Raw genomic sequence first — 15,311 nt, 5'->3', positions numbered from 1 at the left:
GGCGATCCCTGCGCTTTCGAGTTGGGCGCGTAAAAAAGCCCGTGTCAGTTCCCGTTGCAGGACTGTGTCACGGGCGGAGGAGAGAAAAAAAGGCGCAGAACGATGGAAATAGGTAAAGCAAGATGCGTGCCAAACGAGAATATCGTTTGGCGGGCTAAAAATGCGGGTTGGGTGCAATGAGGGCGCGGCGGCGGGCGTCCAATCTGGTACAGGTGGGGCTTTGGCGCTCCACTTTGGTTCACTGACCCGTCCGGTGTGCCCATTGGGCCGGGCAAGAGGTACTGCGATGATGCGAAGTGCGATGCTGTGGATGCTGGTGGCGATGGCGTTGGTTGTCGGGTCCGCGAGGGGGGCGGACAAGCCGATGAACTTCGTGATCATTCTCGTGGACGATATGGGTTGGATGGACCTGTCCGTGCAGGGCAGTCAGTTCTATCGCACGCCGAATGTGGACAAACTCGCGGCCGACGGGCTTCGCTTCACGCAGGCATATGCCTCCTGTGCGGTCTGCTCGCCGACGCGGGCGGCGATGCAGACCGGTCGCGAGCCGGCCCGGCTCGGCGTCACCGACTGGATCCGTTCCCAATTCCAGGGCGGCAAGACCGGCGACGTCATTCCGACCGACTACATCGGCTCCCCGCATGACAAGCTCCTGTGCCCGCCCAATCCCTTCGCCATGCAACTGTCCGAAGTCACCATCGCCGAGGCGCTGAAGACCAAGGGCTACGCCACCTGTCACATCGGCAAATGGCACCTGGGCACCGAGGCCTTCTACCCCGATAAACAGGGCTATGACTTGAACATCGGCGGATGCGACTATGGCCAGCCCCCGACGTATTTCGATCCGTACATCCGCGGCAAGCAGAACGGCTTCCCCACGATGCCCGCCCGAAAGGCAGGCGAGTATCTGACCGACCGCGAAGCGGACGAGGCGGTCAAGTTCATCAAGGACCACAAGGACGGCCCGTTCTTTTTGAACATGGACCACTATGCCGTCCATGAACCGCTCGGCGCCAAGAAAGAGATGATCGATGAGTACGAAGGCAAAAGCTGGGGCAAACAGAAGAATGCGACTTACGCGGCGATGGTCGAAAGCGTCGATCAGGCGGCGGGGAAGATTCTGGCGGCGCTCGATGAAGCGGGCGTGGCGGATCGGACGCTGGTGATCTTCACCTCCGACAACGGCGGGCTGCTTGGGCCGACGAATAACGAACCGCTGCGGGCCGGCAAGGGCTTCCCCTACGAAGGCGGCATCCGCGAGCCGCTGATCATCCGCTGGCCCGGGGTCATCAAGCCCGGCACGCTGAGTCAGCAGATGGTGCAGACCATCGACTTTTACCCGACGATCTGCCAGCTCGCCGGCGTGAGCGTCGACCACCCCATCGACGGCATCAGTCTCGTCGATCACCTGCGTTCCAGCGGCTCGTCGCCCCTCAAGCGCGATGCGCTTTACTGGCACTTCCCGCATTACCGCGGCAAGGGCATTCCGCCGTATTCGATCATTCGCGAGGGCGACTTCAAGCTCATCAAATTCTGGGAAGGCCCGACGTTCGAGCTGTTCAACCTTGCCGACGACCTGAGCGAGAAGAACAACCTTGCGTCGAAGATGCCCGACAAGGTGCGCGCGATGGACGCGAAGCTGATGGCGCACCTCAAAGACGAAGGCGCGAAGCTGCCCAGGCCCAATCCGAATTACAAGGGTTGATCACAAAAGAATTGAACCACCAAGACACCAAGGTCGCCAAGGAATCAGATGATGTGCTCAATCACTCCGCTTCCCTTGGTGTCCTTCGTGCCTTGGTGGTTCATTCCCATCAATCGAAGTCCATCTGCACCAGCGACAGGTCGTCGGTGAACTGGTCGAGTCCCTGAAACTCGCGCAGCGTGCGGAGGACGGCTTCGAGGGGCGGGCGTGAGCTGAAGACGCGCATGAGACCTTCGAGGCCCATGAAGCTGTTGCGATCGGACGTGATCTCGTACGCGCCGTCGCTGTAGAGGTAGAGGCGGGAGCCGGGCGGGAGTGTGAGCGTTTCGGTGGTGTAGGTCGTGTCGTTCATCGCCCCGAGCATCAGGTGCGGCTGACCGAGGGGCGTGGGCTTGCCCGCGCCGGGCAGGAGCAGGGCGGCGGGGGGGTGGCCGGCGGTGGCGTAGCGCAGGGAGCGGTCGCGTCGATCGTAGATGCCGTACCAGAGCGTGATGAATTTGTTGTGATGCTCCTCCATCGGGAAGGCGCGGTTGAGCGATTCGAGGAGCCGTGCGGGCTCGAATCGGTGATTGTTCTGCCGCACGCCCTGTTGGACAGAGACGCTAAGCAGCGACGCCCCGACGCCGTGGCCGGTCACGTCCAGGACGTACATGGCGATCTGGTTTTCGTCGAGGGCGTGATACCCGAGCATGTCGCCGCCGAGCTGCGAGCTGGAGATGTAGACGTAATCGGCACTGACGCCGCGGTCGTGATCGAGCGGCTCGGGAAGCTGGGAGCGGACGTACTCGGCCGCATCGCGCAGCTCGCGGTTCAGATGCTGCTGCGTCTGCATGTACCGCCGCTGCGCCTCGATGGCGGTCACGAGATTCAATTCATACTCGGCCATCTCGGCCAGTTCCGTCATCAGCGCCCGGTCACGATCGGAAAACGCGCGCGGGTTCGAGTCGGCGACGCACAGCGTGCCGATCTTGTGACCGCCGGGCCCCTTGAGCGGGAACCCTGCATAGAACCGAATATGCGGCGGGCCGACTACGAGCGGATTGTCGACGAAGCGTTCGTCCGCCTTCGCGTCGGGCACGATCAGCGGGCCGTCGTTGACGATGGCGTGACCGCAGAACGAGACGCCGCGCGGCGTCTGATGCTTGCACCCCATCCCGCAGCTCGACTTGAACCACTGCCGATCCTTATCCACCAACGAGATCATCGCCACGCTCGTCCCCAGACTCCGCTTCGTCAAGGCGATGAGCCGATCGAACCGCTCCTCTCCCGGCGTGTCGAGAATGTGCAGCGCGTGCAGATCCGCCAATCGTGCTTCTTCATTTGTCGGAATCGGGGCCGTGATCATGACACACCTTCTGTTTCGCCGCTCGCGGCTTGGCAATCCGCTTCGCCGGACACGTGCCGATTGATAAACCCATAGATGCCGCCGCCGCATCAACCGTTACAATCTTACCATCCATGACGCATACGCCGACCAAATACGAACCCCTCCCCCTGCGCTATCAGACGCCCGGAACGTGGGCCGCTTCCGTGCTTGCGGAGCCGCTGGCGCTGCTCAATGATCATGCCCATCTGGAAAAAAAGGCGGCGGCCAACGCGCTGGAGCTGCTCAATCGCTGGCCGGAGCCGAACCCGCCGGAGAATTGGGTGGCGGCGATGTGTGCAGTCGCACGCGATGAGGCGGAGCACCTGGGCATCGTGACGCGCCTGCTGGCCCGGCGGGGCGGTCGCCTGACGCGCAACCATCGCAATCCCTACGCCAATGATCTTCGCCAACTGGTGCGTCTTGGCGAGGGGACGGCCGAGCTGGTCGATCGCCTGTTGATCAGCGCCCTGATCGAAGCCCGGTCCGCCGAGCGGTTCTCCCTGCTGGCGGACGCCTGCGACGATCGTGACCTGGCGAAGCTTTACAAGGGGCTGTGGGCGTCGGAACATGGGCACTACCGCATGTTCCTCCAGTTGGCGCAAGAGGTTCCGCCCACGCAGGCCGTCGACGCCCGCTGGCGATTCATGCTCGACGAAGAAGCCCGCATCATCGCGCACCAGCCCCCCGGGCCGCGGATGCATAGCGGATGTTAGGGATTGGGGATCGGGGGTTTGGTTTCGCCGATCCCCAACCCCCGACCCCCGATCCCTGATCCCCCCTTCACTTCATTCCACGTGAAATTTCTGCAATACGCATCCCCATCGAGCCGTTACAATATTGAGTAACTCCTGCCGCGAGGGGGCGGCCGGGTCTGATCGGCAATTCCTTTTGAGGTCGCCATCATGCGTCGAGGCGTTTGTCTGCGTGGCGCGGTCGTCGGCTTGCTCCTGTTGTGGCTTCAGGTCGGCTTCGTGCGGGCCGATGAACCGCTTCCCGCCTCCGAGCGTTTCGCCAAGCTCGACAGCCCCGCCCCCGTCAGCTTCCGCCGCGATGTCATCCCCATGTTCGCCCGCATCGGATGCAGCGGCCGCGCCTGCCACGGCTCGTTTCAAGGCAAGGGCGGGTTCCGCTTCTCGCTCTTCGGCTACGACTTCAAGGCCGACCACGAAGCCCTGACCGCCGGCGAAAAACCCCGCGTCAATCTCGCCGACCCCGATGAAAGTCTCGTCATCCAGAAGCCCACCCTCATGGTCAAACACGAGGGCAAACAGAAAATCCGTGAAGACAGTTGGGAGTACAACGTCCTGTACCGCTGGATCAAGGACGGCGCCAAGAACGATGCCGATGAAGTCGGACAGCTCGACCGCCTCGAAGTCCAGCCCGCCGAGATTCTTTTCGACTCTTCCACCGAACCCGTCCAGCTTCGCGTCCTGGCCCATTGGTCAGACGGCTCCGTCGCCGACGTCACCGAGCTGACGCGCTTCCGAACCAACGATGAATCCGTCGCCGACGTCTCCGAAACCGGACAGGTCACGACCGTCGGCCCGGGCGATACGCACATCGTCGCCTTCTACGACAATGGCGTCACGCCCATCCCCATCATCCGTCCCGTCAGCGACCAGTTCGGCCCGAAATTCCCCAAGACCCCCGCGCCCACGCAGGTCGATCGCCTCGTCCTCGACAAACTCGCCAAGCTCGGCGAAATCCCCGCGCCCGTATGCACGGATGAGCAATTCATCCGCCGCGTCAGTCTCGATCTGACCGGCACGCTCCCGCCGCCGCAGCGCATCGTCGACTTCATCAATGACAAGGATACGCACAAGCGCGCCAAGCTCATCGACGAATTGCTCGATACCCCCGCGTATGCCGCCTACTGGACGACCCGCCTCTGCGACATCACCGGCAACAACCCCAAGTTCATGGGCGAGAAGACCTACCGCTCGCAGATTTCCGAGCAGTGGTACGACTGGCTCTACAAGCGCGTCGCCGCCAACGAGCCGTATGACAAGATCGTCGAGGGCATCGTGCTGGCGACGAGCCGCGACCCCGATGAGGACTACGCCCAGTTCGCGACCAACATGAGCGCCACGCTCCGCAAGGATCACCCCGCCGACTTCGCCGACCGCGCGTACCTGCCGCACTACTGGACGCGCGACAACATGAAAAAGCCCGACGAAAAAGCCCTGAGCTTCGCCTACGCCTTCCTCGGCGTCCGCCTCCAGTGCGCCCAGTGTCACAAGCACCCGTTCGATCAGTGGTCCAAACAGGACTTCGAACAGTTTCAGGCGTTTTTCGAGAACCTCAAATACGGCCTCGACAAGGGCGATAAGGAAATCTACGACGACCTGCGCGACAAGGCCGTCGCCGCCGCCGACAACGCCAAGAACGACAAGAAGGATCAGAAAAAGGAAGCGGAGAAGATGCTCACCGAAGCCGTGCGCGACGGCAAGGTGATCGGATGGAAGGAACTGTACATCGATCAGCCCAGGCAGCTTGACGCCAAACATCTCGCCAAGCTCAAGGACGCGGACAAGAAGAAGTACGCCGGTCGCGTCATCACGCCCAAGCTCCTCGGCGGCGAGGAAGTCGTGGCCGACCAGTACCCCGACCCGCGCGTCGCGCTGATGCAGTGGTTGCGCGAACCGGAGAATCCCTACTTCGCCGCGGCGATTGTCAATCGTATCTGGGCCAACCACTTCGGCGCCGGCATCGTCGAGCCCGCCGATGACCTGAACCTCGCCAATCCGCCGTCGAATAAGCCGCTGATGGACTACCTGACGAAGCAGTTCGTCGCGCACGGGTACGATCTGAAATGGCTCCAGCGCGAGATACTCAATTCCGACACGTATCAGCGAAGCTGGCAGACGAATCCGACGAATCGGCTCGACGATCGCAACTTCGCCCGCGCGTCGATTCGCCGGCTTCCGGCCGAGGTCGTCGCCGATGCGATCAAGCAGGCCTGCGCGTCCGATCAGGACGCCGCCTCGTGCTACAGCGACCTCGACGACCGCGCGATCGGGCCCAAGCTCAACACGGGCTACAACGGCGGGAAAACCGGCGACTCGTATCTGGTGAGTCTCTTCGGCAAGCCGGCGCGCGAGACGAATTGCGACTGCGAACGCTCCGCCGACCCGACCTTGCTTCAGACGATCTACATGCGCAACGATCAGGACATGCTGCGCGTGATCGACATGAAGCGCGGGTTTCTCGGCTCGCTCGACCCCGAAGCCGAGAAACGCGCCTTGGCGCAGCGCCGTTACGAACAGGAACTTAAGCAGCACGAGCGGAAGATGGCGCGGCTCAAGGAATTGGGGCGGCTCGACGAAGCGCCCGCCGCGCCGGCCCCGCCGCCGCGCCGCGAGCTGAATCTCGACCCGATCATCACGCAGATCTTCCTGCGCACCGTCAGCCGCGAGCCGACCGCGCAGGAAACAAGCGATGCCCGTCAGTCGATCGAGGCGGCCGCGTCGCCGATCGACGGCCTGCGCGATCTATTGTGGGCGATGCTCAATACCAAGGAATTCATCACCAACCACTGATCCCTCGAAAGGGGCGTCATTCATGTCCACTCACCGATTCTGCGACGGGTTCCTGCGGCGTGACTTTCTGCGCATCGGCGCATTGACGGGCGTCGGTCTGAATCTGCCCGGCTATCTGCGCCTGGCGCAGGCCGGCGAAATCGCGCCTTCGAGCCGCGGACGCTCCGCCATCTTCATCCGCCTCGGCGGCGGACCGAGCCACATGGACACCTTCGACCTCAAGCCCGATGCTCCCGACACGCACCGCGGCGAATTCAAGCCGATCAAGACCAACGCGCCGGGCGTGGAAATCTGCGAGCACCTGCCCAAGCTCGCCCAGTGCGCCGACAAGTTCGCCATCATCCGCGGCGTCAGCCATACGCTCGGCGCTCACCGCCTCGGCACCGACTACCTCACGACCGGCAATCGCCCGCTGCCCTCGCTCTCGTTCCCCTGCTACGGGTCCGTCGTCGCGCATGAGATGAGCAGCGATCCCGATCTGCCCCCGTTCGTCGCCGTGCCGAATCAGGATTTCGATGCGACCGGCTACCTCGGCGTCGAATACGGTCCTTTCAACACGGGCTCGACCCCCAAGCCCGGCCGCGCCATCGAGCTGCGCGGCTTGTCGCTCCGCGACGGCGTCACGCTGGCCGATGTCGATCGCCGTTACGACATGCTCCGCAAGTTCGACACCGCCTTCGGCCCCGCCGCCAAGCAGGACAAACTGCTCGCCGGTCTCGATGAATTTTCGCAGCGGGCGTACGCCATGCTCCGCTCCGACCGCGCCCGCGAGGCGTTCGATCTGTCCAAGGAATCGCCGGCGATCACGCAGATGTTCAACGACTCGGGCTTCGCCCAGAGCTGCCTGCTCGCGTCGCGGCTCGTCGAGTCGGGCGTGCGCTTCGTGACCGTCAACTACGGCGGATGGGACACGCACTCCGACAACTTCACGCGCTTAAAGACGCGCAATCTGCCGGAGCTCGACGCGGGCCTCGCGGGTCTATTTAATGCGCTCGCCGCCAAGGGACTGCTTGACAGCACGACGGTCTTCGCCACCGGCGAGTTCGGTCGCACGCCCAAGGTCAACGGCCGCGCCGGCCGCGATCACTACCCGCGCGCGATGTTCTGCCTCATGGCCGGCGGCGGCGTGCAGGGCGGCCGCGTCGTCGGCGCATCGGACGCCAAGGGCGAAGGTCCGCTCCACGACGCCATCTCCCCCGACGACGTCGCCGCCAGTTTCTATCACAGCATGGGCATCAACCCCGCCAAGGAGTTCCACACCCCCTCCGGCCGCCCCGTCATGATCGTCCGCTACGGCACCGTCCTCAAAGACCTGTTCGCCTAAAACCCCGACTCGCTCAAGCGAGTCGGGCCGGCACGCCTCGCTTCAGCGGGGCGTGTGCCTTCCGCCTTCGTACCGCTGATACGGAACCCCCTCCAGATACGCGCCCAATCCGCGCGCCTTCTTCAAACACGCCTCCAGCTCCACCCAAACCCGCGTGTGCTCGTACGTGCGCCAATCCCGCACGATCCCATGCCGCTGCGATTGAATGAGCGTGTACCGATACGCGCGGCGACATTGGTTTTCATCGCGGATGCACCCATCGAAATAATCCCGCCCCTGTTCATCCGCCCAGAAGTGCGCCCGACGCGGCTCGATGAGATCATTGACCATCTTCGCCACCGAGCCATGCAGCCGCTGCATCAGCGTCTTGAGGTGTTCGCCGACCGTCGCGTAGCCGAGCACGTGATAATGATTGTCCAGCAGCGACACGACCCACGGCTCGAACCCCGCCTCGTGCGTGTAATGCTCGAATCGATCCCAGAACACGCGCTTGGCCGCTTCGGACGCGAAGGCGGGAAATCGTTCGCGGCAGCGCGCGGTGATGAAGTACACCTGATTGCTCACGTACCAGTGCTCGAAGCGATGGCGCCCGCGATGGACTTCGCGCTTGTTGTGGGAGAATTTTTGAATGCGTTTTGGGGCCCCCATGCGGGTTATAGTACACGAAGACCCCGACTCGCTGAAGCGAGTCTGGCCGGCACGCCCCGCTTCAGCGGGGCGTGGACCTTCGCATTCAATCCGTTACGATACGGGAATGAATCCGTATCGCCTGATTTTCGCGTGTGTTTTGCTCGTTTCGTCCCTCGCGTCGGCGCAGCAGCCGGCTTCCAACGATGCGTCGAAGGAACAATCGTCGGAAGTCGCGCCCGAGTATGCGTCGCCGCGCGATGCGATGAAGACGTTTCTCGACACGACCAACCGCCTGCGCAACGACAAGAGCAATGATGCGCTGTGGCAGCGCGTCTACGGCACGCTCGACATGCCGCGCTCCACCGGCAAGGCGCGGCAGGAAGTCGTGTGGCAACTGCTGGGCGTCTTCAACAGTCTGGGCAAGATCGACCCCGACACAATGCTGCCCGGCTCGGGCGACATCGACAAGCAGAACCTCAAGCGCTTCGAGTTCTTTCCCGACAACCCGCGCGCCCCGGCCCGCGAATTGTTCGCACCGGCGATCAACGAGCTGGGCGATCCGCCCGCCAGCATCACGCTGACGCGCGGCGAAGACGGCGCCTGGCGCTTCGCTGCGCCGACGCTCAACAACGTCCCGCAGCTCTACAACTGGGCGTCCAAACGCGGCGTGCAGTACGGATTCGACGTCCGCCAGATGTCCGACTCGGTCATGCTCCGCAGCTACATCCCCAAAGCCCTCAAGGGCCGATTCATCCTCGGCTTCGAGCTGTGGCAGTGGATCGGCATCCTTCTGGCGGCTTTTCTGGCGGTTTGCACGGACTTTTTCTCCCGCCTCTTCGCCACGCCGCTCGTTCGCCGTCTCGTCGCCCATTACCTCGGTCACCCCGACGACGATCTGCTCAGGCAGACGGTGCGCCCGATGGGACTCGCCATCGGCGCGATCGTGTTCATGGCGATCGTGCAGCTTCTGGGTCTGTCGGGCATGCCGCTGACGGTGCTGATCGTGGCGGGCAAAGTCGTGATGGTCGTGTGCGTGACGTGGGCGCTGTGGATGCTCACCGACCTGATCGCCGGCGTCATGGCCGACCGGGCCCGACACACCGACTCGACCTTCGACGACATGCTCATCCCGCTCATCCGAAAAACGCTCAAGCTGTTCATCGTCTCGATGGGATTGATCTACGTCGCTGACTCGTTCGACATCGAACTGCTTCCGCTGCTGGGTTCGCTGGGCATCGCGGGCCTGGCGATTTCGTTCGCCGCGCAGGACATGGTCAAGAATCTCTTTGGCGGGCTGAGCATCTTCATGGATCGGCCCTTCAAGATCGGCGACCGCATCCTCTACAAAGGTTACGACGGCGTCATCGAAGACATCGGCTTCCGCATCACGCGCCTCCGCACGCTCACCGGTCACCTCGTCACCATCCCCAACGGCGGGATCACCAGCGAGCCGATCGAAAACATCGCCCGCCGCCCGTACATCCGCCGGCTTATCAACGTGACGATCACCTACGACACCCCGCGCGAAAAGATCGAGCAGGCGGTACAAATCCTCCGCGATCTGATGGAGGAGCCCGGCATCGCCGAGCCGATCCATGGCAAGGTGGGATGGGACGAGTACCCGCCGCGCGCGTACTTCAACGACTACAACGCCGACAGTCTGAACATCATCGTCATCTACTGGTTCTTCCCGCCGGCGTACTGGGACTATCTCGAGCATGCTCAGAAGTTCAATCTGCGGCTCTTCGAGGAATTCGAGAAGGCGGGCATCGAATTCGCCTTCCCGACGCAGACGCTGTTCCTCGCCGGCGACCCCAAGCGGCAACTCACGATGCAGATGCTCAACAGGGACGCGGGGCCGCAGTAGCGGCGGCGTTACAATGCATGCATGAACACGCTCGTCTGGTTCCGCAACGATCTGCGCACGGCGGACCATCCGGCGCTGCATCATGCGGCGCGCCGCGGGCCGGTCGTCGGCATGTTTCTGGATGCGATCGATCAGTGGCGCGAGCACGATTGGGGCGACAACAAGATCGACTTTGTCCGCCGCAACGTCGCGGCGCTGTCGGCTTCGCTGGCGAAGCTGAACATCCCGCTGCGGATCGTCGACGTGCCGCGCTTTGACGGGTCGCCGGCGGCGATGGTGAAACTGGCGCGGGCGATGCGGTGCGATGCGCTGGCGTTCAATGATGAGTACGAGGTGAACGAACATCGGCGCGATGCGGCGGTCGCAGCGGCGTGCGAGCGGGCGGGGATCGAGGTGTATCGATCGGCGGATCAGACGGTGGTGCGGCCCACTGAGCTGCGCACGGGCAGCGGGGGGCCGTACAGTGTGTTCACGCCGTACAAGAACGCGTGGCTGAAGCGGGTCGAGCAGATGGAGCCGATCACGGCGCTGGCGCAGCCCATGAAACAGGCGAAGCTCGACATCGAGAGCGACGCCCCGCGCGGCGGCGAGGCGCTCGCCGACCGCTGGCCCGGCGGGGAGGACGAAGCGCAGCGCCGATTGACGAAGTTCATCGCGCATCGCATCAAGGCGTACAAGGATCAGCGCGATCAGCCGGCGGCAGACGGCACGAGCGCGATGTCGCCGTATCTGGCCTGCGGGGCGATCTCGGCGAAGCAGTGCTACCTTGCGGCGAAGGACCTCGGCGGGGAAGGCGCGGCGACGTGGATCAGCGAGCTGATCTGGCGCGAGTTCTATCGGCAGGTGATGGTGCATCATCCGCGCGTGTCGATGGGGCGGCCGTTCAAGCGCGAGACGCGGGCGGTGCGCTGGCGCGATGATGAGGCGGGGTTTGAAGCATGGCGGGAGGGGCGGACGGGCGTGCCGATTGTGGATGCGGCGATGCGACAACTGATCGCGACGGGGTGGATGCACAATCGCTGCCGCATGATCGCGGCGATGTTTTTGACGAAGAATCTGCTCATCGACTGGCGACGCGGCGAGCGGCATTTCATGCAGCATCTTGTCGACGGCGACCTGGCGAACAACAACGGCGGATGGCAGTGGTCGGCCAGTACGGGGACCGACGCCGCCCCGTACTTCCGCGTGTTCAACCCGCTCAGTCAGTCGGCCAGGTTCGACCCGGACGGCGCGTACATCCGTGCATATGTGCCGGAGTTGGCGCAGGTCGAAGGCGATGAAATTCACGACCCATTGCCGCTGACACGCGCGAGCTGCGGATACCCGATGATGATCGTCGATCTCAAATCATCCCGGCAGCGGGCGATCGATGCGTTTGCGAATCTGCGGACCTGACGGTCGCGCGGTACATTACGCATATGTCACACAACGCCACCGAGATTCCGCAGGTTGATCCGACGCCGATTTTCGAGTTGTTTCGCGGGAGCTATGGATCGCATCTGCTGGTGGCGGCGAGCGGGCATTTCAAGGTGTTCGACCGGCTGAGCCGCAAGGCGCTGACGATTGACGAGCTGGGCGATGCGCTGGACCTGACGCGGCGGGCGACGGTGGTGCTGGTCACGGCGTTGCGGGCGATGAAGCTCATCGCGCTCGACGAGGCGGGGCGGCTGAATCTGACGAAGCTGGCGGCGGAGCATCTGGTGAGCGGGGGGGCGTTCGATGTGAGCGATTATCTGGGTCAGGCGGTGGACGCGCCGGGCGTGAAGGAGATGGTGGAGCGGCTTCGCACGAGTCGGCCGGCGGGGGCGGACAAGGAGGAAGGCGCGGCGTTCATTTATCGGGAGGGCGAGAAGTCGGCAATGGAGAAGCCGGACCTGGCGGTGCGGATTTCGCTGATTTTGGCGGGGCGGGCGAAGAATGTCGCGCCGGTATTGGCGCAGCGGATCAACATGAGCGGGGTGGAGACGCTGTTGGACATCGGCGGGGGCACGGGCATTTATTCGATCGCGCTCGTCGCCGCCAATCCGAACCTGCGGGCGATCATCATGGACCGGCCCAACGTGCTGACGGTCGCGCGGCAATTCGCGGAGGACTACGGCGTGGCGGACCGGATCGATCTGCATGCGGGCGACTTTTTTGTCGATCCGCTGCCGGCCGCGCCGGTGATGCTCCTGTCGAACATTCTTCATGACTGGGATGTGCCCCAGTGCCTTGCGATCATCAAGCGATGCGCCGCGGCGCTCCCGGCGAACGGGCGGCTGCTGATTCACGATGTGTTCCTCAATGACGCCCACGACGGCCCGCTGCCGATCGCGCTCTACTCGGCCGCGCTGTTCACGCTCACCGAGGGCCGGGCGTACAGCGAGGCGGAGTACAAGTCGTGGATGCAGGCGGCGGGCCTGCGCGTCGGCGGGCGCGTCGAAACGCTCGTGCACTGCGGCGTGCTGACGGGGACGAAGGGCGAGTAACGAATTAACCACCAAGGCACCAAGAACACCAAGGGATGGCCAGGCGTTTGGATACCATCAATTTCCTTGGTGACCTTTGTGCCTTGGTGGTTGAATATTTTTCATCCGTCGCGCCGCGTTCGGCCGATTTAGGCGTGGTCACACCCTACAACTCAACCGATCGAACATGGAGGTTCGTTCATGTCCACCGCGCGTATCAATCTGTTCTGGCTGATCATTTTCACGCTGACGCTGCCGATGGCGGTGGTGGCTTCGACGTGGCTGGCGCGATCGAGTTTCGAGAAGGTTCGGCTTCGGGATCAGACGATCCGGGTCAAGGGTTACGCCGAGCGCCCGATCACTTCCGATCGCGCCGAGTGGTCGAGCACGATCATCGAGCGTAACGCCGACCGCACGGCCGCGTACCGCCAGCTCGCCGAGCATCGCGATGCGCTGATGGGCTATCTTCAGTCGCAGTCGTTCAAGGGCGATGAGGTCGAGCCCGGCCCGGTCAACATCAGCCCGCAGTACACGCGTGACGCCAAGGGGAATCAGACGAACACGATCGAGTTGTATGTAGTGACGCAGAGTTTCACGGTCGCCTCGCCGCGCGTCGACAAGGTCGCCGAGGCCGCGCGCGATGCGGGCCAGTTGATCGCCGAGGGCGTGGAGCTCGATTCGAATTCGCCCAGCTATCTGTACACGAAGCTCGATGATCTGAAGCTGGATCTACTCAAGGATGCGACTCAAAACGCGTATCAACGGGCGCAGCTTCTGGTGTCCAATTCGACGAGCCGGCTGGGCCCGCTGCGCTCCGCCAGTCAGGGCGTGTTTCAGATCACCCCCGCGTTCAGCACCGAAGTCTCCGGCTCCGGCGAAAACGACACGACGTCACTGAGCAAAATCATCCGAGCCGTCGTGACCGTCGAATACGGGATTGTCGAATGATGCATTGCCTCGGGGCCGCGGCGCGATAGGATGAAGCGTGGTTTTCTTCGTGTTCCTTTTTTATGAGGTACCGATCATGCTTCGCTCCATTCAAAACCTGTCGCTGCTCGTCGCCCTCGCCCTCGCCGCCGCCGGCTGCGAATCAATGCAGTCGATGGACGCATGGCACTCCGTCACGCGCGCCGTCGCCGTCATGCACCCGACCCAGGGCAGCGAGACGCACGGCATCGTGACGTTCGAGCAGACCGACGCCGGCATCAAGGTCATCGCCGACATTCATGGCCTCGCCCCCAACTCCACGCATGGGTTCCACATCCATACCTACGGCGACTGCTCCAAGCCCGACGGCACCAGCGCCGGCGGACACTACAACCCCGAAGGCCATCAACACGCCCTGCCCGACGGCGGCCCGCGACACGCCGGCGACCTGGGCAATCTCAAGTCCGACGCCAACGGCGACGCCCACTACGAATTCCTCGCCACGAACATCACCCTTGTCGGCGACCTGAACCCGATCCTCGGCCGCGGCGTCATCATCCACGCCAAACCCGACGACGGCGGCCAACCCACCGGCAACGCCGGCGCCCGCATCGCCTGCGGCGTCATCGGCATCGCCAACCCCGGCGAATAATCGCCAAACTCGAATCACCAAGCTCCAAACGCGAAGTGCCAACGACCATGCACGTGAATCGTGCACGTGCACGAGCACGGTCTTGCCCCTCCCCCAACCCCCCTCCCCCAACCCCATCCCCTTGAATCCCCGCCCCAGTCGCCTACAATGGTCCGCTTCGCCCCCTTCGTCTAGTGGCCCAGGACAACGGGTTCTCAGTCCGTGAACAGGGGTTCGACTCCCCTAGGGGGTATTCCGTAAGTCTCGCAACGACAAGAAGTTGCGAGAAAATCTGGCGTATCTTTCGAAGCGTCAAAGCCTTCTGTGGCTTTGGCGTTTTTCTTTTTCCGGCCCGTTCGTCTGCGTTCGTGCAGCTTCTGCGCCGCATTCTGCGCCGCCTTGTTGATGTCCTTCGATCCGTGGCCGGCGACCGCGCGCTCGAAGTGTTCATCCGTCATCTGCAGGTAGTGCTTGGCGGCCACCGGTTCACTGTTGCCGATCCACCGGCAGACCACGTGCATCGGAAACGCCTCGGCCAGTTCCGTCTCGCGCGTTGATCGCAGGTTCTGAAACAGCTTCGGCCACGGCTCAAGCCCGGCCCGATGAATGATCCGCGTGAGCTGCGTTCGGAGGTTCACGCTGCTGTCGCGGTAGCCGATGATGATGTGGTCGGTGCCCGTCTCCGCCTGATCGAAAACTTCAAGCAGGTGCTCGCGCAGTTCAGGGAACAGCGGGATCAATCGGCTGGCCTTGCCGTCGATGTGTTCGGTCTTGGGGCTGGGCACGCGGATGCGATTGTGTTCCCAGTTCACATCCGCCCACGTCAGGGCCAGCACCTCGGATGGACACCGCAATCCGCCGAACCGGCACAGCGC

At 63.4% G+C, this 15,311-nt stretch carries 12 protein-coding genes and 1 tRNA gene; 10 read left to right on the top strand and 3 right to left on the bottom strand.

The genetic code is table 11. The features are described 5' to 3' along the window. The first annotated feature begins 160 nt into the window (after positions 1–160). Complete coding sequence (locus tag GC162_10310) at positions 161–1,705, top strand: sulfatase-like hydrolase/transferase (protein MBI1369032.1); 1,545 nt, start codon at positions 161–163, stop codon at positions 1,703–1,705. Between the two features lie 109 nt (positions 1,706–1,814). Here the strand turns inward: GC162_10310 and GC162_10305 are convergent, their stop codons facing one another. Then, a complete protein-coding gene (locus GC162_10305; GenBank protein ID MBI1369031.1) occupies positions 1,815–3,140 on the bottom strand; it encodes a SpoIIE family protein phosphatase in 1,326 nt (441 codons plus the stop codon). Between the two features lie 23 nt (positions 3,141–3,163). Here GC162_10305 and GC162_10300 point away from each other — a divergent pair, with 23 nt between their 5' ends. The 3 genes from GC162_10300 (at position 3,164) to GC162_10290 (ending at position 7,934) form a co-directional block, all read left to right on the top strand. Then, complete coding sequence (locus GC162_10300) at positions 3,164–3,784, top strand: tRNA-(ms[2]io[6]A)-hydroxylase (protein MBI1369030.1); 621 nt, start codon at positions 3,164–3,166, stop codon at positions 3,782–3,784. A gap of 189 nt (positions 3,785–3,973) precedes the next feature. Continuing rightward, positions 3,974–6,610, top strand: a complete 2,637-nt coding sequence (locus GC162_10295) for a DUF1549 domain-containing protein (GenBank protein MBI1369029.1) — start codon at positions 3,974–3,976, stop codon at positions 6,608–6,610. 22 nt (positions 6,611–6,632) lie between these two features. After that, positions 6,633–7,934, top strand: a complete 1,302-nt coding sequence (locus tag GC162_10290; GenBank protein ID MBI1369028.1) for a DUF1501 domain-containing protein — start codon at positions 6,633–6,635, stop codon at positions 7,932–7,934. Positions 7,935–7,976: 42 nt separating this feature from the next. Here GC162_10290 and GC162_10285 read toward each other — a convergent pair whose 3' ends face one another. Next, positions 7,977–8,582 carry a hypothetical protein gene (locus GC162_10285; protein ID MBI1369027.1) on the bottom strand — a complete coding sequence of 202 codons (606 nt, stop codon included), beginning with the start codon at positions 8,580–8,582 and terminating at the stop codon, positions 7,977–7,979. On the opposite strand from GC162_10285, the gene GC162_10280 reads away from it, so the two are divergent. The 6 genes from GC162_10280 (at position 8,563) to GC162_10255 (ending at position 14,689) form a co-directional block, all read left to right on the top strand. Then, the gene (locus GC162_10280) at positions 8,563–10,431 is read left to right on the top strand and encodes a mechanosensitive ion channel (protein MBI1369026.1); all 1,869 of its coding nucleotides are present in this window, start codon (positions 8,563–8,565) and stop codon (positions 10,429–10,431) included. The two genes, GC162_10285 and GC162_10280, sit on opposite strands and share 20 nt — an antisense overlap. A gap of 21 nt (positions 10,432–10,452) precedes the next feature. Then, complete coding sequence (locus GC162_10275; protein ID MBI1369025.1) at positions 10,453–11,826, top strand: deoxyribodipyrimidine photo-lyase; 1,374 nt, start codon at positions 10,453–10,455, stop codon at positions 11,824–11,826. Between the two features lie 23 nt (positions 11,827–11,849). Further along, positions 11,850–12,899, top strand: a complete 1,050-nt coding sequence (locus GC162_10270; GenBank protein MBI1369024.1) for a methyltransferase — start codon at positions 11,850–11,852, stop codon at positions 12,897–12,899. 180 nt (positions 12,900–13,079) lie between these two features. Then, positions 13,080–13,826 carry a DUF541 domain-containing protein gene (locus GC162_10265; GenBank protein MBI1369023.1) on the top strand — a complete coding sequence of 249 codons (747 nt, stop codon included), beginning with the start codon at positions 13,080–13,082 and terminating at the stop codon, positions 13,824–13,826. A gap of 88 nt (positions 13,827–13,914) precedes the next feature. After that, positions 13,915–14,457, top strand: coding sequence for a superoxide dismutase family protein (locus GC162_10260; protein ID MBI1369022.1), 543 nt, complete (start codon positions 13,915–13,917; stop codon positions 14,455–14,457). A 159-nt stretch (positions 14,458–14,616) separates the two neighbouring features. Further along, positions 14,617–14,689: transfer RNA gene (locus GC162_10255), tRNA-Glu, on the top strand. Here the strand turns inward: GC162_10255 and GC162_10250 are convergent. Further along, complete coding sequence (locus GC162_10250) at positions 14,652–15,308, bottom strand: tyrosine-type recombinase/integrase (protein ID MBI1369021.1); 657 nt, start codon at positions 15,306–15,308, stop codon at positions 14,652–14,654. The genes GC162_10255 and GC162_10250 overlap by 38 nt on opposite strands. Positions 15,309–15,311: the final 3 nt, after the last annotated feature.

This window comes from Planctomycetota bacterium (assembly GCA_016125255.1).
Classification (GTDB): Bacteria; Planctomycetota; Phycisphaerae; order Phycisphaerales; family Zrk34; genus RI-421.
This window is presented reverse-complemented; position numbering and strand designations above follow the sequence as displayed.